Origin of the sequence: Streptomyces brasiliensis, assembly GCF_014647875.1 — a bacterium.
GTDB lineage: Bacteria > Actinomycetota > Actinomycetes > Streptomycetales > Streptomycetaceae > Streptomyces > Streptomyces brasiliensis.
In genome coordinates, this window is record NZ_BMQA01000006.1 from 127,669 (window position 1) to 147,378 (window position 19,710).

Here is a 19,710-nt window from a genome sequence, read left to right on the forward strand (position 1 = left end):
CGGGTCGGCGTCCGTGGCGATGGTTACCTGTTGAACGAACGGTCGCCGGATCTCATGGCGCGGACTCAGGTGGACGCGTAATCTCGGACGAGCCGCCGTCCGGCGGGGCGAAGGGGGAGGCGATGGACATCGCGGGCGCGCGGCAGGGGGCGGCCCGGCTCGTCGCGAGGCTGCTCGGCCCGCGGCGCGGCGGCAGCAGGCGCCGGCTGGCCGCCGGTCTCGCCCGTGCGGTGCGTGCCCGGCCCCAAGCACCCACCGGCTTACGCGAGTTGTGCGGCGCACTGTGCGAGGAGATGACGGAGCAACGCGGTGGACGGCGCGTCAAACTGCGCTTCGAGCGGTTCCCGGACGAGATCGAAGTCACCGGTCTGTGCGTGGAGTTCGCCGACTTCGACCTGGTGATCGTCGAGGAACGCGCCGAGGCCGTCCAGCAACTCGTCATACTCGGCCATGAGTTGTGGCATCTGCACGCCGGTCACCGGCATCACCATCCGCTCGGTGCCGAGGCCGCCCGCGCCTTCGCCGAAGCTCCCGGGCTGAGCGGTGACGCGCTGACCGTGGCCGCGCGCAACGGTTCCCGCAAGGCCGACGAGGCCGAGGCCGACGACTTCGGCCACCGGCTGGCCGCCCTGTTCCGGTCCCGGCTCGCCGGTCCGGCCGCGCCGCCCGACCCCCTCCAGCGGGCCCTGGGCTACCGCGGCCGTACGGGAGCGGAACGGTGAACGGGCTGGCGCTGGACCCCTCAGGCGTCCTCAGCGAGTTCTACATCTCCTTCTGGATCCCCACGGCGGTGCTGACGGCGGCCCTGGTGATCAAGCTGCCTACGATCGTCCGGCTCTGGCGGGACCCGCTGCTGCGTGCCGTAGGAGGGCTGCTGCTGCTCGCCTGCGCGGTGTTCGTCTTCGTGACGCCGTCGACGATCGCCTGGACCAACCAGGTCACCGGCGTGCCCAACATCTCGGCGCCGTGGTGCTATTCGCTGCTCACCGCGTTCTGCGGCTCCTGTCTGCTGCTGATCATCGCCTGGCGTCACGGCCTGTCGGAACGCTCGGCCGCGACACGGCGCGCGATGCGCTGGGTCGTCTCCGTCTACTCGGGCGTGATCGTCGCCCTGTGGGTGCTGTTCGCGCTCGCGGACGCGCCGGTCGAGCGGCTGAGAGACCTGGACACCTACTACGCGAACACGCCGTTCATGCGCGAGGAGATCCTGCTCTACCTCGGCGCACACGCGGTCGCCTGTCTCATCACGTCCTGGCTGATCTGGAACTGGGTACGCACCGAGGGCCTCGACGCCTGGCTGCGCTGGGGTCTGAAGCTGCTGGGCGCGGGCTACGTGCTGAACCTGATCTTCGACGGGTCCAAGCTGACAGCCGTCTTCGCGCGCTGGCTCGGGCGGGACCTGGACTGGCTGAGCACCGATCTGGCGCCGCCGGTCGCCGCCCTGTCCGCCATCCTGATCGCGGTCGGCTTCATCCTTCCGCACGCCGGCCAGTACGCGCACGACCGCTGGCGGCTGCGCTTGGCACACCGCGAACTGCGGCCGCTGTACCAGCTGATGAAGACGGTCAGCGGTACGGGCGTCCCGCGCGTGCGTGCCACACCCGAACTCCGGCTGACCCGGCGTGAAACGTTCATCCGGGACGTACTGCTGCCGCTGGCCCGGTACATCGACACGGACCTGGGCCGGCGGGCGTACGACGCGGCGCTCGAGCTCGGCCATCCGCCGCGCCGGGCGGGCGCGCTGGCCGCCGCGGTGAGCATCCTGGACGCCGTCGACGCCCGCCGCCGTACGCCGGAGCCGCCGTCCGACGCGGCCGTCGGACCCGACACGACGAACCTGCTCCAGGAGATCGGGGCCGTCTCCCGAGCCCTCCGCCATCCCGACGACATCGCGGCGGTACGCGCGCGTGCGGCCGTCCCAGCAGAGAGCGTTGCCGTACATGAGTGATCGCACCACCACCGCCGTCGTCCTCGGCGGCTCCCTCGCCGGGCTGCTCGCGGCCCGCGCCCTGGCCTCCTTCGCGGACCGCGTCCTCGTGGTCGAGCGGGACGCGCTGCCCGGCGGACCCGAGCCGCGCAGGGGGCTGCCGCAGGCCCGGCACGTGCACCAACTGTGGTCCGGAGGCGCACGGGCACTGGAGCAGCTGGTCCCCGGGGTGACGGCACGGCTGCGGGCGGCGGGGGTTACGCGGCTGCCGGTGACGACCGACATGGTGGCGCTGTCGCCGTACGGCTGGTACCGGCGCTGGGAGGAGTCGGCGTTCGTGCTGCCGAGCAGCCGGGACCTGCTGGACTGGGTCGTGCGCTCGGAGGTGCTGGCCGACGGGCGGATCGAGCTGCTGGAACGGACCGAGGCGGTCGGCCTGTCGGGCACGGACACGGGCGTGACGGGGGTACGGCTGCGGGAGCACCCGGGTGGGCCCGGATCGGACGGCGGGGCGGGCCGGAAGAGACCCGGCGCGGAGCGCACGCTCTCGGCCGACCTGGTCGTCGACGCGACCGGGCGCGGCTCGCGCGCTCCGCACTGGCTGACCTCCCTCGGGCTGCCCGCGCCCGAACGCCGCGAGGTCGACTCCGGGATCGCCTACGCGACGCGGGTGTTCCGGGCGCCGGAAGGGGCGCGGGGCGGGTTCCCGATCGTCAACGTCCAGGGGGATCCGCGGGGCGGGCGTCGCCCCGGACGGGGTGGGGTGCTGATGCCGGTCGAGGACGGCAAGTGGATGATCACGCTGTACGGCAGCCGGGGTGGCGAACCGACCGCCGATGCCGGGGACTTCGCCCGGTACGCCCGGGATGAGCTGGCACATCCGGTCATCGCCGAGCTGATGACCAACGCCGAACCCCTGGGCGAGGAGGTCGCGTTCACCAGGACCACGGCCAACCAGCGCCATTTCTACGAGCGGATGCCCGTATGGCCGGAGAACTTCGTGGTGCTCGGGGATGCGTTGTGTGCGCTGAACCCGGTGTACGGGCACGGGATGTCGGTGGCGGCACAAGAGGCATGGAAGGTACGGGATGTGATCGAGCGTCAGGGCGGCGACCTGGGCACACCCGGGCTTGCCCGGCTGTTGCAGCGGGCGGTCGGCCGGGCGGCTCGGGCGGCGTGGGATCTGTCGACGGGGACGGATGTCTTCTATCCGGGGGCTACGGACGGTGGGCCTACGCTGCGGGAGCGAGTGGCTGCGGCTTATGTGGGGCGGCTGTTGTACACGGCGACGGGGAATGGGCGGATCGCTCGGCGGGTGACCGATGTGACGTCGCTCGAGCGGGGAGTGGAGGTGTTGTTGGCGCCCAGTGTGGTGCTGGCGGCGGTTGTCGGACCGTTGAAGCCCGCGCTGAGCGGGCCGCCGCTGACCGCGGAGGAGCGCAAGGCGGCGGGGCTGTTGTAGGTGCGGCCAGGGCCGGCCGGGGGTGGGTTTCGCTCGCCCGCGCTTGCGGGTTGCCTCCCCCGCTCTCGGCTCCGCTAGAGCGGGGGACCCCCATCGCCCACCCGTGCCGCCTGGGGGTCCCCAGGCCCTTGAGGTGCGGGGGGGGACACGACTGCCCGCAGCTACGCGGAGAGGGGTGGGCCCGCCGGGCCCGGCTTCGTTCAGCCCTCGAAGGCCGGTTGTGGTACTCCCTTCCCCGCTCCCGGGATCACCAGTACCGACCCCGCCACCGGATGCGGCCGGTCCAAGCCCACCCTCGCCGTTGTGACGTACAGGTCCGTCAGGTCCGGCCCCCCGAACGCGCACGCCGTCGTCCGCGGTGTCGGCAGCGGGATCACGCGGTCCAGCTCGCCCGCCGGCGTGTAGCGGCGCACCGCCCCGCCGTCCCACAGCGCCACCCACACACATCCGTCCGCGTCCACCGTGAGGCCGTCGGGATAGCCCGCGCTCTCCTCGACGGTCGTCAGCGGACGCCGGTTCAGGGCCTGTTCACCGTCGTAGTCGAAGACGTCTATCCGGCGCGTGGGTGTGTCGATGTAGTACAGGAGGCGGCCGTCGGGGCTCCAGCCCGTGCCGTTGCTCACCGTCACCGAGGGGAGGATCGTGCGGGTCTCGCCCGTGCCCGTGATCCGCGACAGCGCGCCGCCGCCCGCCGTCTCGTCGTACCGCATCGTGCCCGCCCACAGCGAACCGTCCGGAGCCACCGCCGCGTCGTTCGCGCGGCGGCCGGGGACCGGCTCACGGTGCAGCCAGTGGAAGGTGTCGTCCGGGTCCAACAGGCCCACTCCGTCACGGAGGTTGAGGACCAGGCCGCCGCCCGCCCTCGGCTTCGCCGCGCCCACGTGCTGGTCCGTCGCGCGGACCGTGCGGCGGCCCGTCGAGGGATCGTACGTGTGGATCCGTGAGCCCAGGATGTCCAGCCAGATGAGGCGGCCGGCGGCCGGGTCCCACGTGGGGCCCTCGCCGAGCGTCGCCTCCGCGCGCACCGCGACCTCGAACGCCGAGTGAGCCGTGTGAACCGTCATGCCGCACTCCGGTGGCCCAGGCGCTCGGACAGTTCGGCCGCGCCCTTGGCGGCCAGCTGCTCCAGTTCGGCGCGGCGTTCGTCGCTCCAGCGGATCATGGGGACCGAGATGGAGAGGGCCGCGACGACCTGGCCGGTGCGGTCGCGGACCGGGGCGGCCACGCAGGACACGTCCGGGTTGGACTCGCGGCTCTCCACCGCGATGCCCCGCTGCCTGATCCCGGCCAGCGCCGCGCGCAGCGCGACCGGGTCGGTGATGCTGTTGGGGGTCATCGCGACCAGTTCGGCGCCGTCCGGGACGCGTGCCGCGAGCTCCGGCTCGGGCAGCGAGGCCAGCAGCATCTTGCCGACCGAGGTGCAGTGGGCGGGCAGCCTGCGCCCCGCCGCCGACACCATGCGTACCGCGTGCGTCGAGTCGACCTTGGCGATGTAGATGACGTCGGTGCCCTCGAGGATGGCCACATGGACCGTCTCGTCGCACGTCTCGGCGACGGACCGGGCGACCTGCTGGCCCTCGGCCGCGAGGTCGAGCTGCTCGGCGTAGCGGCTGCCGAGCTGGTACGGGCGTACGCCGAGCCGGTAGCGTCCGGGCTGTCCGGGCACGGGCACGATGTACGACCGTGCGGCGAGCGTGGTGACCAGTTCGTGCACGGTGGTGCGGGGCAGCTGGAGCCTGCGCACGATGTCGGGGGCGGAGAGCGTCCCGTCCCCGTCGAGGAAGAGCTCGAGAATGTCGAGAGCCCGGGTCACGGCAGGTACGAGGCGTCCCATGTCCGGCCCCCTCCCTTGAGTCTGCGTCTGTTCGAAATTTCAACAGGCGATCGGCATGACGAACACAGGTTAGCCATGGGCGGTTGCACGGGCAATGGGTGCGCGAACCGGCGACCGGCAACGCGTCCGGTGGGCGACCATGGGTCGCATGCCGACCTCCGGAAAGCGCCCCGCCGGTCCTTTCACCCCGCGCGAGTTCCAGCTGGTGCTGCTGCGCCGCATGGCCGACCACAATCCCGGCCTGGTGGAGGACGCCCGCCGGGAACTGGGTGTGTCCCTCGCGGAGATGCGGGAGGCCAACAAGCGGTGGCAGGCGATGGTCCGCTCCCGCCGGGCGCGTTCGGCAACCTCCCGGTACCGGTCGGTGCTGGGCGCCCCGGAGTCCGAGTCCAAGCGCACCATCGGCGACCTGGAATGCGCGGCCTGGCGGTGGCCGCTGCCGCTGTGGCCCGAGCTGCGCTTCGAGGTGCTGGTCTCCCCCGACGGCGCGGTGTGGAACGAGTGGCTGGTCCGCGCGCCGGGCGCCGCCGCCCCCGAGCTGAGGATCCTGGAGGACCTGACGCCCTGGTCCTGCACGGTCGACGAGGCGGCCCGCGCCTTCGCCCCCGCCCGCCCGCTGGAGGGCTCGGCCCCCACCCGCTGGGGCCTGGCGTTCGCGGCCCCCGACGCGCAGGGCGTACGGCACGAGGTCGTCGCCGAGTTCACCTGGGGGCTGCTCCAGCGGACGGCGGTCAGCGGGTAGCGGACGCGGGTCGGCCGGCGGCCGCCAGCACCGCGCCCACGACCCCGGCCAGTGACCCCGGGTGCAGGAAGAGGAACAGGTTCGGCTCGACCAGCTCCAGCTCCATCACCCGCGGCTCACCGTCGTCGCCGTCGACGAGGTCCACACGCGCGTACAGCAGCTCGGGCGCTTCCGGTACGGCGGCCAACGCGTGCTCGGCGACGGAGAGTTCGGCCGGTGCCGGGGTCCACGGCTCCAGGTCGGGGTGGGCCACCTTGGCGGCGTCGTAGGCGGTGCCGGGCGCCAGGACGGCGCGCTTGCGGCTGGCGTGCAGCAGACGGCCGCCGAAGAACTGCAGGGCCCGCTCCCCGGTGACGTCGATGCCCGCCATGTAGGGCTGCACCATCGCGGTGTACCCCTCCTCGTGCATCCGCGCCAGCTGCCGTACGGCGGTCTCCCGCTCCCCGGGCGCGTAGCGCGCGGCGAACCGGGCGCCCGCCCCGAAGGTCGGCTTCACCACGAACTCGTGGCCGTCGGGCAGCTCGGCGGTGTCACCCGGCGCCAGGTAGCGGGTCGGCACGACGGGCACGCCGGCCGCCGCGAGATCGCCGAGGTAGCGCTTGTCGGTGTTCCACCGCACGACGTCGGCCGGGTTGGCCAGCCGGGTGACCTTCGCGACCCGCTCCGCCCACGCCACGAACTCCTCGGCCCGCCAGCTGTAGTCCCAGGTCGACCGGATGAGGACGAGATCGAACCCGGCCCAGTCCACACCCTCGTCGTCCCAGGCCACGGTGACGGCCTCGGCCCCGGTGCCCGTCAGCGCCCGCTCCAGCACCGGAAGATCACGGTCCCTGTTCGGCTCGGCTGCGGAGTCGTAGGTGGCGAGGGCTATGCGGGGCACGGCGGCGACCTCCATGGTCGTACGGACGCTCGACTGGTCCACGGCAGGCTATCCGCGCGCACGGCAACCTCGACAACGGGTTTGACCTTCACCCTTGGTGAAGCCACAGCATCGGTGGCGGAACGACGAGCGGACGTACGGACGGGGTGGCGTATGGAGACCATGCTGACGATCGGGGCCTTCGCCAAGGCCAGTCGGCTGTCGCCCAAGGCGCTGCGGCTGTACGACGAGCTGGATCTGCTGCGGCCCGCGCGGGTCGACCCGGACACCGGCTACCGGTACTACACCGTCGGCCAGCTGGAGCGGGCGCGGCTCGTGGCCTGGCTGCGCCGGCTGGGGATGCCGCTGGCCGGGATCCGTGAGGTGTGCGCCCTGGAGGCGGGGGCCGCCGCTCGGGAGATCCGGGCCTACTGGGCGCGGGTCGAGCGGGAGACGGCCGTACGGCGGGACCTCGCCGCGTTCCTCGTCGACCACCTCACCGCGGAAGCGAGGAAGGACACCGTCATGCTGGAACTGCGTTACTCGGCTCATTCGGACACCGGGCGGGTACGGCCCGCCAACCAGGACACGGCCTACGCGGGCGCGCGGCTGCTCGCCGTGGCCGACGGGTACGGGCCCGCCGGGGCGCCCGCGAGCAGTGCCGCCGTGGAGGCGCTGAAGTACCTGGAGCACGAGGAGCTGCCCGCGGGCAGCGTGCTCAACCTGCTGGAGGACGCGGTGCAGGGCGCGAGCGAGGCCGTGCGGGACGCGGCCGGGGGCGAGAACGCCGGCACCACGCTGACCGCGCTGCTGTGGACCGGCTCGCGGCTGGCGCTGGTGCACATCGGGGACTCGCGCGCGTATCTGCTGCGCGACGGCGGCCTGTTCCGGATCAGCCACGACCACTCGGTGGTGCAGTCTCTGCTCGACGAGGGCCGGCTGACCCCGGAGGAGGCCACGTCGCATCCGCAGCGGACCCTGCTCCTCAAGGCCCTCGGCACCGGGACCCCCGACCTGAAACTCCACGAGGCCCTGCCGGGCGACCGCTACCTGCTGTGCTCCGACGGTCTGTCCGGGGTCGTCACGGACGAGCGGATAGCCGAGCTGCTGTCCACCGGCCGGACTCCCGACGAGGCGGTACGCGCCCTGGTCGCCGAGGCGAACGAGGTGGGTGGCCCGGACAACGTGAGCTGCGTCGTCGCGGATGTGGTGGAGGCGGCCGGCTGAGCGCTCCGCTGGACGCCGCGATGTGCCGTCGATCGGCTGCGGCCCCGGCGTGGCTGGTCGCGCAGTTCCCCGCGCCCCTTGGGTTGGCCGACTGGACCCGTGCTGGATGAGCCACCGTTCAGTCGGCCTCAGATCCGCTGTCCCGCTGTGCCCTTACTCGGACGCTGACGCACCGGTTTGGTTGCCCTCCCCTTCGGCCGGTCGGCCCGAGCCCGTCTGCAGGGTCGGGCGAAGTCCGCTGCGGTTCGCCAGCGCCCCGAAGGGGCGCGGGGAGCTGCGCGACCAGCCACACACGACCGGCAGACCGGGTCGAACCTCCGTGCCCACGGCGCAACCGGGACGGCACACATCGCCGAAGGCAAGTGCACTGGCTGGAGCATCCCCGCGTTGCGGGCGGCCGAGCCGCGGCTTGCTCACGACTTGAGCACGGTCGTGGGGACGCGGCGGCTGGTGTAGGAAGGGTGCTGTCGTACGTATGTCCCGACAGGTTAGGAGTGTGCCGCGTGTCCTCCCTCTTTCCGGCCCTGACCGGCGGTCCGGGCGAGCGAGTCGCCCTGCGGTTCGGCGAACGGTCGCTGACCTACGCGGATCTCGCCGCCGCCGCGGGTGCCGTCGCCGCCCGGGTCCGGGACGCGGGCCGCGTGGCCGTCTGGGCGACCCCGGAACCGGAGACGGCCGTAGCCGTCGTGGGCGCGCTGCTCGCCGGGGTCGCCGCGGTGCCGCTCAACCCGAGGTCGGGCGAGAAGGAGCTGGCCCACATCCTCGCCGACAGTGCGCCCACGCTGGTCCTGGCCGCGCCGGGTGCCGGACTTCCCGCCGCCCTCGCGGGGTTGGAGCGCGTCGGCGTGGACACGCAGGGTACCGGAGGCGTCCCCGAGGACCGTACGTCCGAGGGCGATCCCGCGCTGATCGTCTACACCTCCGGCACCACGGGACCGCCCAAGGGCGCGGTCATCTCCCGCCGGGCGGTCGCCGCGACCCTGGACGCGCTGGCCGACGCCTGGCAGTGGACCGGGGACGACGTGCTGGTGCACGGGCTGCCGCTGTTCCATGTGCACGGGCTGGTGCTGGGCATCCTGGGCCCGCTGCGGCGCGGCGGCTCGGTGCGGCACCTGGGCCGGTTCGACACGGCGGGCGTCGCCCGGGAGCTGAACGACGGCGCGACCATGCTGTTCGGGGTGCCGACGATGTACCACCGCATCGCCGAGGCCCTGCCCGACGACCCGGGGCTGGCGAAGGCGCTCGGCCGGGCCCGGCTGCTGGTCTCCGGGTCCGCCGCGCTGCCGGTGCACGACCATGAGCGGATCACGGCGGCGACCGGGCAGCGGGTGATCGAGCGGTACGGCATGACGGAGACCCTGATGAACACGAGCGTGCGCGCCGACGGCGAGGCACGGGCGGGCACGGTGGGCGTGCCGCTGCCCGGTGTGGAGCTGCGGCTGGTCGAGGAGGACGGGACGGTCCTCGCGGCGTACGACGGGGAGACCGTCGGTGAGATCCAGGTGCGCGGCCCGAATCTGTTCACCGAGTACCTCAACCGGCCCGACGCCACCGCCGCCGCGTTCACCGCGGACGGCTGGTTCCGGACCGGGGACATGGCCGTGCGGGAGCCCGACGGGTATGTGCGGATCGTCGGGCGCAAGGCCACCGACCTGATCAAGAGCGGCGGTTACAAGATCGGGGCCGGGGAGATCGAGAACGCGCTGCTGGAGCATCCGGGGGTGCGCGAGGCGGCCGTCACCGGGGAGCCGGACGCGGATCTGGGCGAGCGGATCGTGGCGTGGATCGTGCCGGTCGACCCAGAATCACCGCCTTCTCTCGAGGAGTTGGCGGACCATGTGGCGCGCCGCCTGGCCCCGCACAAGCGCCCGCGGGTCGTCCGGCTCCTGGACGTGCTGCCCCGCAACGACATGGGGAAGATCATGAAGCGGGCGCTGGGCGGTGCCTGAGCGGCAGTCGGCGCGCGAGATCCTGGCCCTGGTCTGCGACGCCTCGACGTTCGCCGAACTCCCGTACCTGGAAGGGAGGTCCGAGCCGGACGGGCCGCTCGCCTGGCCGGGCTACGACGCCTCGCGCGCCCGCGCCGCCGACCGCACCGGCGAGGAGGAGTCCGTCGTCTGCGGCACCGCGAGCATCGGCGGCACCCGAGCCGTGCTGATCGCCTTCGAGTTCGGCTTCCTCGGTGGCTCGCTGGGCCGGCGCACCGGGGACCGGCTCGAGGCGGCGTACGTCCACGCGCGCGCCCATCGGCTGCCGGTCGTCCCGCTGGTCGCCACGGGCGGCAGCCGGATGCAGGAGGGCATGCTCGCGCTCGCCCAACTCCAGCGTGTGGCACGGCAGTCGGCGCTCACGAGGGAGGCGGGCCTGGCGCAGATCGCCGTGCTCCGGGACCCCACGACGGGCGGCGGCTGGGCCACCCTGGGCGCGGGCGCCGATGTGATCCTCGCCCTGCCGGGCGCACAGGTCGGCTTCGCCGGGTCCCGGGTCCGCCCGCCGGACGCCGACCCGGCCGCTTACACGGCGGAGGCGCAGGTGGCGGCGGGTTCGGCGGACGCGGTGGTACGGCTCGAGGAGCTGCGGGAGACACTGGCGCGGTGGCTGCGGCTGCTGACCACGCCGGCCGACCAGGCACCGCCGCCCGAGCCGCTGGGGGCAACCGGTCTGCCGGCCACCGGCTGGGACGCCGTCCGGCGCGCCCGCTCCCCCGAACGCCCGCGTGCACGGGCCTACCTGGACGCCTACTTCGCCGAGCGCGTGGCGATCAGCGGGGACCGGTGCGGCGGGCGTGATCCGGAGGGCATGCTGTGCGGCTTCGGCACGCACGAGGGCCGTACGGTGGCGTACGCGGCGCAGACCGGGGCGGCGACCCGGCCGGCCGGTTACCGGACGGCGGCCCGGCTGATCCGGCTCGCGGACCGGCTCGGCATCCCGGTGCTGACCCTGGTGGACACGCCGGGTGCGGCCAACGACGCCGAGGCGGAGCGGCAGGGTGCGGGCAGTGCGATCGCCGAACTGTTCACCGCGGTGGCCACCGCGCGGACGCCGGTCACCACGCTGCTGATCGGGGAGGGCGGCTCGGGAGGGGCGCTGGCGCTGGCCGCGCCCGGCAACACCTGGGCCACACCGGACAGTTACTTCTCGGTCATCGCACCCGAGATGGCCGCCGTGATACTGAAGCGGCCGCCGGCGGAGGCGGAGTCGACGGCGAACCGACTCCGGATCCGGCCACAGGACCTGGCACAGCTGGGCGTGACCCGGACCGAGCGGCGCATGTGACCCTCGGCCCTGCCGGGCGGCGCCGCCTCCCCGTGCGGGAAGGCGACGCCGCTCGCGGCTACTTCACCCCTACCGCCCGGATGATCTCCTGTGTCACCGAGCCGCCCCGGTCGTCGCGCGCGGAGGCGCGCAGGGAGATGTGCTCGGCGTCGCGCGGCACGGTCAGCGTCCCGTGCCAGGAGGCGCCTCGCCCGTCGGTGAGCTGGACGGTCCTCCAGGTGGTGCCGTCGTCGTACGACACCTCCAGCCTGCCGCCGCCGAGGGTTCCGGTGCCGGACGCGTCGGCCACGTACTCGGCGCCGAGCCCGATGGGCACCCGGCTGCCGCCCCGCACGTCGCCCGCGAGGTCGGTGTCGACGTCGAAGGCGAGGTTGATCAGCGGGAGGTAGGTCCAGCTGTCCTCCGGGGTGGCCGCCGACTTGAAGGTCCACTCCGCGTGGCCCTTCGTGGCCAGGTCCCACTGCTCGGGATCGAGCGTGGTGTCCGTGGTGACCTGGTAGGTGTGCTCGTCGGCGGGCGCGTCCCAGACGTACGCGGCGGAGCTCTTGCGCCGGTCGACCTGGGTGCCGTCGACGGAGACGGCGGTGTACTGGTCCATCCCGGTCTCGCCGCTCCACACGTCGCCGAAGCCGGTGTGGTCCGGCCCGGAGTCGCCCCAGCCGGGGGCGTTGATCTGGATCACGTTGCCGGACCGCTGTTGTCCGAAGCCGAGCCCGGTGCCCAGCCACGGGTGCCAGACGGGTTTGAACCAGTTCAGCTCGGGATGCGTGCCGCCGGTGTAGCTGACCAGCCCGCTGCGCTCCTCCAGCGCGCCGTTGCCGGCGGTCACCGACTCGTGCCACAGCTGGCCGGGACCGGTGGAGACGTAGTCCGTGCGCTCGGCCGGCAAGTCGATCAACGACTGGAAGCCGAGGCCGATCGGGAAGGCGTCGGTGATCGAGTAGCGGAACTCGCCACCCGGAACCGGCTTCACGGCGTGGAACTTCACGTCCAACGCGGCGAGTTGGCGGCCGGTGGGCGCGTAGGTCAGGTCGCGGTCCGGGACCCCGCCCGGGTGGCCCTGCGAAAGGTCGTAGACGTACGGCGAGTTGCGCGTGCCCGTCATGTCGACCTGGCCGGCGTCGCGCAGCCGGTCCGCGTCCGCCGCGTCCACCGTGGCGATCTGCAGGGGCCGGTCGGAGCCGTCGTCGGCGCCCCACCAGGCCATGAGCCGGCCGGGCGCGTCGTCGGTCACGAACAGGGCCTTGGCGCCCGCGTCCTGGACGGCCTGGGCCAGCGCGTTCGGGTCGGCGTCGGCGGCGAGCCGGGCCAGTACCGCCTTGCCGCGCACATCGCCGGTGACGGGACCGTCCCCGATGTCGACCAGCGGCAGCTTGGTGCGTCCTTCGAGCAGCGTGCCGCCCGACTGGACGGTGGCCTCACCGATCCCCTTGACCTCGAGGAGCGGCTTGGCGAGCCGCCACACGGTCCGGTACTCGAAGCTGCCCTGCGTCACCTTGCCGGTGGGCGCGGCGAAGATGCTGTCGTAGGTCAGGGGCAGCTGGACCGCGTCGAAGAGGTCGGAGCCGTGCGCGTTGCGGTCGTACTCCATGATCAGCTGGCGGCTCTCGGTGCGCCGGTCGACGTCGGCCTTGATCTCGCGCAGTTTCCGGCCGTCGAGGGTGATCTCCTGGTCGTGGTCGAGGGTGATCTCGGGCGCCGCGAGGAAGCCGAGGCCGAGCGAGTCCGCGCCGTGGCTGCCGCGCACGTCGAGGAACGAGGTCACGCTGTACGTGCCGGGCTTGAGCCGGAGCTCGAGGGTGCCGGAGTCGCCAACCTGGGTCGGGAAGGGGTCGACCCCCGTGGCGAGTTGCTGCACGGCGAGGGGGGCGGAGGTGGACGCGCCGGCCCGGTCCTTGACGTGGACGGTGAGCGTGTACCGCTCCTCCTCCTTGACCAGCCCGAACGCGGTGTGCGCGACGGGGGTGCCGGCGACGGAGGCCACGATCTGCCCGCTGGTGTTGCCGACCGGCGCCTTGGAGCCGTCACCGGTCACCGTCGTGGCGGCGGTGCCGTGGGCGGGGACGGTGAGGCTGGTGTCGGCGAGGGTGGCGACGCCGCCGGGGGCGCCCTGCACGGACAGGCTCAACTCGACAGCAGTGTCCGAGGAGTTGGTGTACGTGAGCGTCCGCGTGACCGGCTTGTCGGCGTCGTACGGCCAGCTGTAGAAGCCGAGGTCGGCGCTGCCGGTGGCGGTGAGGGTCGCGTCGATCGCGTCCGGGACGCTGACCCGCCCCGAGCCCAGCGTGTAGACGGACTCGTCGAGCTGCTTCGACGTCGACATCAGCGCGTCCTTGAGCTGCGCGCCGGTCCAGTCGGTGTGCTCCTGGGCGAGCAGGGCGGCCACACCCGCGACGTGCGGGGTCGCCATCGACGTACCGCTCATGGCCGTGTAGTAGCCGCTGCCGCCGATGAGTTGGGAGCGGGCGGCGAGGATGTCGACGCCCGGGGCCGAGATGTCCGGCTTGAGCGCGTTGTCGATGTACCGGGGGCCGCCGCTGGTGAAGTAGGCGGCCTGGTCGGCGGAGTCGACCGCGCCGACGGTGAGGGCCGCGTCGGCGGCGCCGGGCGATCCGATGGAGGAGGGGACGCCGGTGTTGCCCGCGGCGACGACGAAGAGGGCGCCGGTCTCGGCGGTGAGGGTGTCGACGGCCTGCGCCATGGGGTCGGTGCCGTCGCTGGCCTCGGTGGAGCCGAGGCTCATGGAGATGATCCGGGCGTGCACGTCCCGTGCCGCCCACTCCATGCCCGCGATGATCTGGGACTCACTGCCCGAGCCCTGGTCGCTGAGCACCTTGCCGACCGCGAGGGTGGCCTCCGGGGCGACACCCTTCTCCTTGCCTTCGGAGGCTGTCCCGCTGCCGCCGACGGTGGAGGTGACGTGGGTGCCGTGGCCGTTGCGGTCCGCGACCTCCTGGCCCTCGATGAAGCTCTTGGTGGTGCTGACCCGGTCCGCGAGGTCGGGGTGGGTCAGGTCGACGCCGGTGTCGAGCACGGCGACGGTGACGCCCTTGCCGGTGAGCCCGGTGTCCCAGGCGGCCTGGGTGCCGATCTGCGCGTTGCTCTCGGCCATGTCGGCCTTGACGCGCCCGTCCAGCCAGACCTTGTCGATGCCGCCCTGCCCGGTGAACGACCGCCAGAAGGTCCGGCCCTTGTCGGCCGCGACGGCGGCGCCGCGCAGACTCGCGAGGCTGCGCGTCCGTTCGGCTCCGCGCGGGGTGACGGTCCGTGCGCCCTTGTCATAGGTCACGATCAGCGGCAGCTCGTCGCTGTTCTTGTCGGTGAGCCCCTGCCGTATCAGCCCGCTGACATCGAACAGCCGCCGGTCCAGGGTCCCCGCCCGGAGATACGGCTGCGCCTCGTCGGGTACGACGGTGATGTCGCCGTTGCTGGTCTGCGTGCGCACGGCCCCGGTGGCCCCGGCGGGCCGCTGCACGGTGACCGTCTTCTTCCCCTGCCCCAGATCCGTGACCGTCACCTTGTCGCCGGTGACGAGGGTGACGGTGGTGGCGGCGTCCGGCGGGCGCGTGCCCTGGCCCGCGGCCTCCCGGGCGACCGCCGGGGCGATCGGCACCAACGCGAGCACGAGCCCCGCCGACAGGAGGGTCGCGCCACGTCTGACTGCTCCTCTGGTCATCCACGCCTCTTCTCGTCCGAGTGCGGTGAGCGCTGCGAGAAGTGTCATGGGGCTTGTGTTGCCGGGGGGTTGAGCGGTGGTGGCGGAAAACCGTCCTGGCAGGTTCCCGCCAAGAGCGCCCCGAACCCCCCGTTCAGCCGCACCCCGCCCGGCCCCCTCCAAGCGGCGCGCCCCCCCGCCTACCACACAGGATGGCGAACAAGGCACGCCACACCGGCGGAGCCGCTTCGTTCACCCGGGAGGAACCGCGATGACCGTCAGGCTGGAGCAGTTGCGCCGCTGCCACTTCGCCGTCGATCTGGGGGCGGCCCGTACCCGGGTGTATGTGAAGGGCGCCGGGCTGGTCGTCGACCAGCCGTCCGCCGCTGCCGTGAACACCCGCACCGGCGCGCTCATCGCCGTGGGCGAGTTCGCGGAGCGGATGACGGGACGGACGCCCAGTTATATCCGGGTCGTACGGCCCATTTCGGGCGGCACCGTCGTCGACATCCAGATGGCCCAGCGCATGCTGCGTCATCTGCTCGGCGACAAGATGCGCCGCGCGCTGCGCCGCAAGCCCCGGCTGCGGGGCGCGGCCTGCACGCCGCACGACGCGGGACCGCTGGCCCAGCGGGCGACCATCGAGACCCTGGTGGGGCTCGGTGCGCGCCGGGTCGAGCTGGTGGACACACTGATCGCCGCCGCCGTCGGCTGCGGGCTCCCCGTCGAGCAGCCCGAGGGCATGATGATCGTCGTGTGCGGTGCGGCCCACACGCAGGTCGCCGTGCTGTCCCTCGGGTCGATCGTCACGGCCGAGCGGATTCCGGTGGGCGGTGAGGCCGTCGACAACGCGATCGTGCAGCACCTGCGGCTCGAGCACGAGCTGATGCTGCCCAGCCAGTCCGTACGGCCGCTCCAGCTCGCCCTGTCCGGCAACGGCCTCACCGCACACGGGCCGACGTCCACCGAGATCCACGGCAGGGACGTGGCCACCGGCCTCGCCCGGTCCGTACGGGTGGACACGGCCGCCGTGCGCGACGCGATCCAGACCCCGCTGACGGGCGTTCTCGACGGCATCGGCAAGGTGCTGCGGGGCTGCCCGCCCGACCTGGTGGCCGACCTCGCCGACCGCGGGATCATAATGGTCGGCGGCTCCGCGCTGCTGCCCGGCCTCGATCAGATGCTGCGTCAGGCGACGGGCATGCCGGTGAACATCGCGGAACGGCCGGAGCTGTGCGCCGTCCAGGGCATCGGGGCCATGCTGGAGGGACAGATCGAGCCGCTGGTCCTGGACCCGCTGGCCGCCTGACCCGCCGTCGGCGGCCTCCGGTCAGTACGGCAGGATCCGCCCGGAGGGTGTCCTGCGGTCGATCTCCTGGCCGCGGGGAGCGGCGGGCCGACGGCTGACTCGCACACGGATCCGACGCTCCATGACGCCCTCCTCATGCCTCGAACTGCCTCACGGTCACGACCGGGTACGGCAGATCGTTCCCACCGGGGCGTGGGTCATGCCTCTGGAACGTGACCTGTCGGCGGGGTGGCTAGCCGAAGCGGCCCTCCACGTAGTCCGAGGTGCGCGGGTCCGAGGGGCTCGCGAACATCATGGCCGTGGGGCCGTGTTCGACGATCGCGCCGGGCGTGTTCTGCTCCGCGAGGAAGAACGCGCACTGGTCGGAGACCCGCGCCGCCTGCTGCATGTTGTGGGTGACGATCACGATCGTGACCTCGTGGGCCAGTTCGCGGATCGTCTCCTCGATCCGCCGCGTGGACGTGGGGTCCAGCGCGGAGCAGGGCTCGTCCATCAGCAGGACCTGGGGCCGTACCGCGAGGGAGCGGGCGATGCACAGGCGCTGCTGCTGGCCGCCGGAGAGCGCGCCGCCGGGCTGGCGCAGCCGGTCCCGCACCTCCTTCCACAGGCCCGCCTTCGCCAGGCACTCCTCCACCAGGTCGTCCTTGGCGTCGCCTCTCATCCGGATCCCGGTGAGCTTCAGGCCCGATGTCACGTTGTCGTAGATGGACATCGCGGGGAACGGGTTCGGCTTCTGGAAGACCATGCCGATCTTCCGCCGGGCCTCGGTCAGCCGCTGCCCGGCGGCGTAGATGTCCTGGCCGTCCACGAGGACCTCGCCGGCCAGCGACGCGGAGGCGACGAGTTCGTGCATGCGGTTGAGGATCCGCAGGAACGTCGACTTGCCGCAGCCGGAGGGGCCGATGAGGGCCGTGACCAGGCCGGCGGGCATGGTCAGCGACACCCGGTCGAGGACTTTGTGGTCACCGAACCATGCCGAGATGCGGCGCGCTTCGAGCGTCGCGCCGCTCACCCCGGGCACGGCCGCGGCCAGGGGCAGGGGCAGTGTGGTCTCGGTCTGGGTCGTCTGGTCGGTCACGGCTTGTCCTTCGTCGACGGTGGAGCAACTTCGGCGGCGGGGCGGGCGGTCACAGCAGGTTCGGCAGGAGCATCAGCGCCTGGTCCGCGGTGGCCAGGCCCAGCGCGCCCAGGAGCGGGACGCCCACGACCCAGGTCTGCGGCCGGCCCCAGCGGGTGCGGGCCCAGGTGAGGGCGGCGGCGGCCAGGACGAGGCCCTGGCCCCACAGCACGAGCGACAGCCAGGCCGAGGTCCCGGTGGCCATCGGCTTCTCCTCCTCCGGCAGCGCGCCTGCCGCGAGGGCAGGCGCCGGAGTGGCCTGGACGTCCGAGACCAGGTCCGCGTCCACGCGCAGGATGCCCCGGGGCATGAACGGGGTGCCGTCGGCCGTGATGAGGGTGAGCCGGCCGTGGCCCTCGGCGGGCGCGGGCGGCTGCGGGTCACCGGGCCGGCGCGGCCCGATCACCTGGTACGTGTGCTTGCCCTGACCCGTCGTCACGGTGAACTTGTCACCCGTGCTCAGCTCGCCCAGCCGCCGGAAGGGCCCGCCGTACGTCGCCTGGCGGGCCATGATGACGCTGACCCCGAGCTGTCCGGGCAGGGGGGTGTCCCGGCGGTGGCCGGGGCCGTGGGACAGGGCGTCGGCCGTGGTGCCCTCGTGGACAACCTCGCGCAGTCCCAGTGCGGGAATCTCGAGGAGGGCGACGGGCTCCCCCGGTTTCGGCGCCCGGCTGCCGCCTGCGGACTGCCCGATGGGGGCGAGGCCGTTGGCGAGGTCGGAACGGAAGGTCGCGTAGTCGACCTGCCGGTCACGGGCGTGCCGCAGGTTGCTGACGAGACCGGCGTCCGCGACGAAGCCGAGCAGCAGCGCTGCCAGGATGGTCAACGCCGCGCCGGCGATGCGCAGTCCGGGCCCCGCGGGCGGGCGTGCCGGGCGGCTGGGGCGCGCCCCGCCGGGCCCGGGAGCCGACACTAGGTCGGCCGCCACGGGCCCGGCGGGGGAGGTGACCGGTGCCGTCATGCGATCTTCACCGATACGGAGGTGGCGCTGCCATTGGCGTATCCGCCGCGCTTCGCCGTGACGGTCACGGTCAGCTTGTGGCCGCGGTCCGAACGGGTGGGCGTGTACGTCGACTTGGTGGCGCCGCTGATGGTCTTGCCGTCGCGCTTCCAGACGTAGCTGTACGAGGTGGCCGCCGGCTTCCAGCTTCCCGGCTTCGCGGTCTGCTTGTAGCCGACCTTGTGGGTGCCGGAGATCGAGGGCTTCGTCCCGACCTTCAGGGCCGGGCCGAGCCCCACGGTCACGGCCGGGCTCGTCGAGACCGTGCTGCCCGTGGTGTTCTTGCCGGTCGCGCGGCAGGCGATCTTGTGCTTGTACTCGGCGCCGCCGAGCGTGCGGGTCTTCGCGGTCTGGCCGCTGATCACCTTGCCGTCCTTGAGCCAGGCGTACGACACGGAGGTCGCGCCGCTGAAGGACACCGAGCAGGTCACGGTGGAGCCGGCGCGCACGGTGCCGGTGACCTTCGCGGCCGAGACGACCGCCGGGGGCTTGATCTTCACCGTGTACGACAGCGCCGCGGACACCGAGGGTCCGTACACCGCCGGGTCGGCCGGGGTGAACGAGGCCTTCAGGCTGTGCGTGCCGACGGCCAGGGAACTGGTGCTCAGGGTGGCCGTGCCGCCGGAGACGGTGACCGGGCTGCCGAGCTGGGTGGTGCCGTCGAGGAAGCGCACGGTGCCGGTCGCGGTCGCCGGGGAGACGGCCGCCGTCAGCTTGACCGCCGTGCCCTGCACGACCGGGCTCGCCGGGCTCGCGGTGAGCTTGGTGGTAGTGGGCGTGACGGTGACGGGCTCGGTGGACTGGTACGTCGTGTCGGACGTGAACCAGATCGGCGCCGTGAAGTCGCCGTAGGTCGTGGAGCCGAACGGCATACGGCACGTGAGCGTGAAGTCGTACCGGCCCTGGAGGGTGGTGAAGCCCGCCTCGCTGGCGTAGTCGCGCATGGTCTCCGTCAGCGGGACCGCGAAGCCGCCGTTCTGGGTGGCGGGGTAGATGTCGATGGGCGAGTTGCCCACCACGATCTGGCCCTCGGCGGGGAAACCGGCGCCGCGCACCGTGACGATGAGGTTGGTCGCCGGCTGCGGGCACTGGCCGGCCGTAGTCAGCAGGATGCCGCTGGTGTCGGCGCCGGTGGCCGGGTCCACCGCCATCCCGCCGAGCACGTCGGCACTGGCACCGCCGGTGCCGAGCGCGAGCGAGCCGGCGGCGAGCAGGGACACGAGCGCGGCGGCCAGCGGCCTGCGTACGGCCTTGAAGCGCTCGGTCGTGAAACGCGTCGTGAAGCGCATGATCTCTCTTCCG

General features: G+C 73.0%; 15 protein-coding genes. 8 read left to right on the forward strand and 7 right to left on the reverse strand.

The genetic code is table 11. The annotated features are described in order from the left end of the window. The first annotated feature begins 122 nt into the window (after positions 1-122). Genes IEZ19_RS11730 through IEZ19_RS11740 form a run of 3 tightly spaced genes read left to right on the forward strand, consistent with a single transcriptional unit; the run spans position 123 to position 3,389 of the window. Positions 123-722: a toxin-antitoxin system, toxin component family protein gene (locus IEZ19_RS11730; protein ID WP_189311079.1), complete on the forward strand. Its 600-nt coding sequence runs from the start codon at positions 123-125 to the stop codon at positions 720-722. After that, positions 719-1,948, forward strand: a complete 1,230-nt coding sequence (locus IEZ19_RS11735; RefSeq protein WP_189311080.1) for an MAB_1171c family putative transporter — start codon at positions 719-721, stop codon at positions 1,946-1,948. The genes IEZ19_RS11730 and IEZ19_RS11735 overlap by 4 nt, the downstream gene beginning before the upstream one ends. Further along, on the forward strand, positions 1,941-3,389 hold the full coding sequence (locus IEZ19_RS11740; protein ID WP_189311081.1) for an NAD(P)/FAD-dependent oxidoreductase: 1,449 nt from the start codon (positions 1,941-1,943) through the stop codon (positions 3,387-3,389). Before IEZ19_RS11735 ends, IEZ19_RS11740 begins: the two co-directional genes overlap by 8 nt. A gap of 200 nt (positions 3,390-3,589) precedes the next feature. Here the strand turns inward: IEZ19_RS11740 and IEZ19_RS11745 are convergent, their stop codons facing one another. Further along, on the reverse strand, positions 3,590-4,453 hold the full coding sequence (locus IEZ19_RS11745) for an SMP-30/gluconolactonase/LRE family protein (protein WP_189311082.1): 864 nt from the start codon (positions 4,451-4,453) through the stop codon (positions 3,590-3,592). Then, positions 4,450-5,223, reverse strand: coding sequence for an IclR family transcriptional regulator (locus IEZ19_RS11750; protein ID WP_189311083.1), 774 nt, complete (start codon positions 5,221-5,223; stop codon positions 4,450-4,452). The genes IEZ19_RS11745 and IEZ19_RS11750 overlap by 4 nt, the downstream gene beginning before the upstream one ends. A gap of 139 nt (positions 5,224-5,362) precedes the next feature. Between IEZ19_RS11750 and IEZ19_RS11755 the strand changes: the two genes are divergently transcribed. Then, on the forward strand, positions 5,363-5,965 hold the full coding sequence (locus IEZ19_RS11755) for a hypothetical protein (protein WP_189311084.1): 603 nt from the start codon (positions 5,363-5,365) through the stop codon (positions 5,963-5,965). On the opposite strand, the gene IEZ19_RS11760 is transcribed toward IEZ19_RS11755, so the two are convergent. Beyond that, positions 5,955-6,845 (reverse strand): ATP-grasp domain-containing protein, encoded by an 891-nt coding sequence (locus tag IEZ19_RS11760; protein WP_189311260.1) that lies wholly within the window; start codon positions 6,843-6,845, stop codon positions 5,955-5,957. The genes IEZ19_RS11755 and IEZ19_RS11760 overlap by 11 nt on opposite strands. A 162-nt stretch (positions 6,846-7,007) precedes the next feature. Here IEZ19_RS11760 and IEZ19_RS11765 point away from each other — a divergent pair, with 162 nt between their 5' ends. The 3 genes from IEZ19_RS11765 to IEZ19_RS11775 all read left to right on the forward strand — a co-directional run bounded on the left by IEZ19_RS11765 (position 7,008) and on the right by IEZ19_RS11775 (position 11,327). Then, entirely contained in the window at positions 7,008-8,051 is a 1,044-nt protein-coding gene (locus IEZ19_RS11765) for a MerR family transcriptional regulator (RefSeq protein ID WP_229840224.1), read from the forward strand. 503 nt (positions 8,052-8,554) lie between these two features. Next, complete coding sequence (locus tag IEZ19_RS11770; RefSeq protein WP_189311086.1) at positions 8,555-10,000, forward strand: acyl-CoA synthetase; 1,446 nt, start codon at positions 8,555-8,557, stop codon at positions 9,998-10,000. Next, positions 9,993-11,327: a carboxyl transferase domain-containing protein gene (locus IEZ19_RS11775; protein ID WP_189311087.1), complete on the forward strand. Its 1,335-nt coding sequence runs from the start codon at positions 9,993-9,995 to the stop codon at positions 11,325-11,327. The genes IEZ19_RS11770 and IEZ19_RS11775 overlap by 8 nt, the downstream gene beginning before the upstream one ends. A gap of 58 nt (positions 11,328-11,385) precedes the next feature. On the opposite strand, the gene IEZ19_RS11780 is transcribed toward IEZ19_RS11775, so the two are convergent. Beyond that, positions 11,386-15,003: a S8 family serine peptidase gene (locus IEZ19_RS11780; protein ID WP_189311261.1), complete on the reverse strand. Its 3,618-nt coding sequence runs from the start codon at positions 15,001-15,003 to the stop codon at positions 11,386-11,388. Positions 15,004-15,253: 250 nt separating this feature from the next. Here IEZ19_RS11780 and IEZ19_RS11785 point away from each other — a divergent pair, with 250 nt between their 5' ends. Beyond that, complete coding sequence (locus tag IEZ19_RS11785; RefSeq protein ID WP_189311088.1) at positions 15,254-16,291, forward strand: rod shape-determining protein; 1,038 nt, start codon at positions 15,254-15,256, stop codon at positions 16,289-16,291. A gap of 232 nt (positions 16,292-16,523) precedes the next feature. On the opposite strand, the gene IEZ19_RS11790 is transcribed toward IEZ19_RS11785, so the two are convergent. From IEZ19_RS11790 to IEZ19_RS11800, 3 genes are all read right to left on the reverse strand, one after another. Beyond that, positions 16,524-17,303 (reverse strand): phosphate ABC transporter ATP-binding protein, encoded by a 780-nt coding sequence (locus IEZ19_RS11790; protein ID WP_229840252.1) that lies wholly within the window; start codon positions 17,301-17,303, stop codon positions 16,524-16,526. A 115-nt stretch (positions 17,304-17,418) separates the two neighbouring features. Next, positions 17,419-18,369, reverse strand: coding sequence for a sortase (locus IEZ19_RS11795; RefSeq protein ID WP_189311089.1), 951 nt, complete (start codon positions 18,367-18,369; stop codon positions 17,419-17,421). Then, positions 18,366-19,697, reverse strand: a complete 1,332-nt coding sequence (locus IEZ19_RS11800) for an Ig-like domain-containing protein (RefSeq protein WP_189311090.1) — start codon at positions 19,695-19,697, stop codon at positions 18,366-18,368. The genes IEZ19_RS11795 and IEZ19_RS11800 overlap by 4 nt, the downstream gene beginning before the upstream one ends. Positions 19,698-19,710 lie beyond the last annotated feature (13 nt).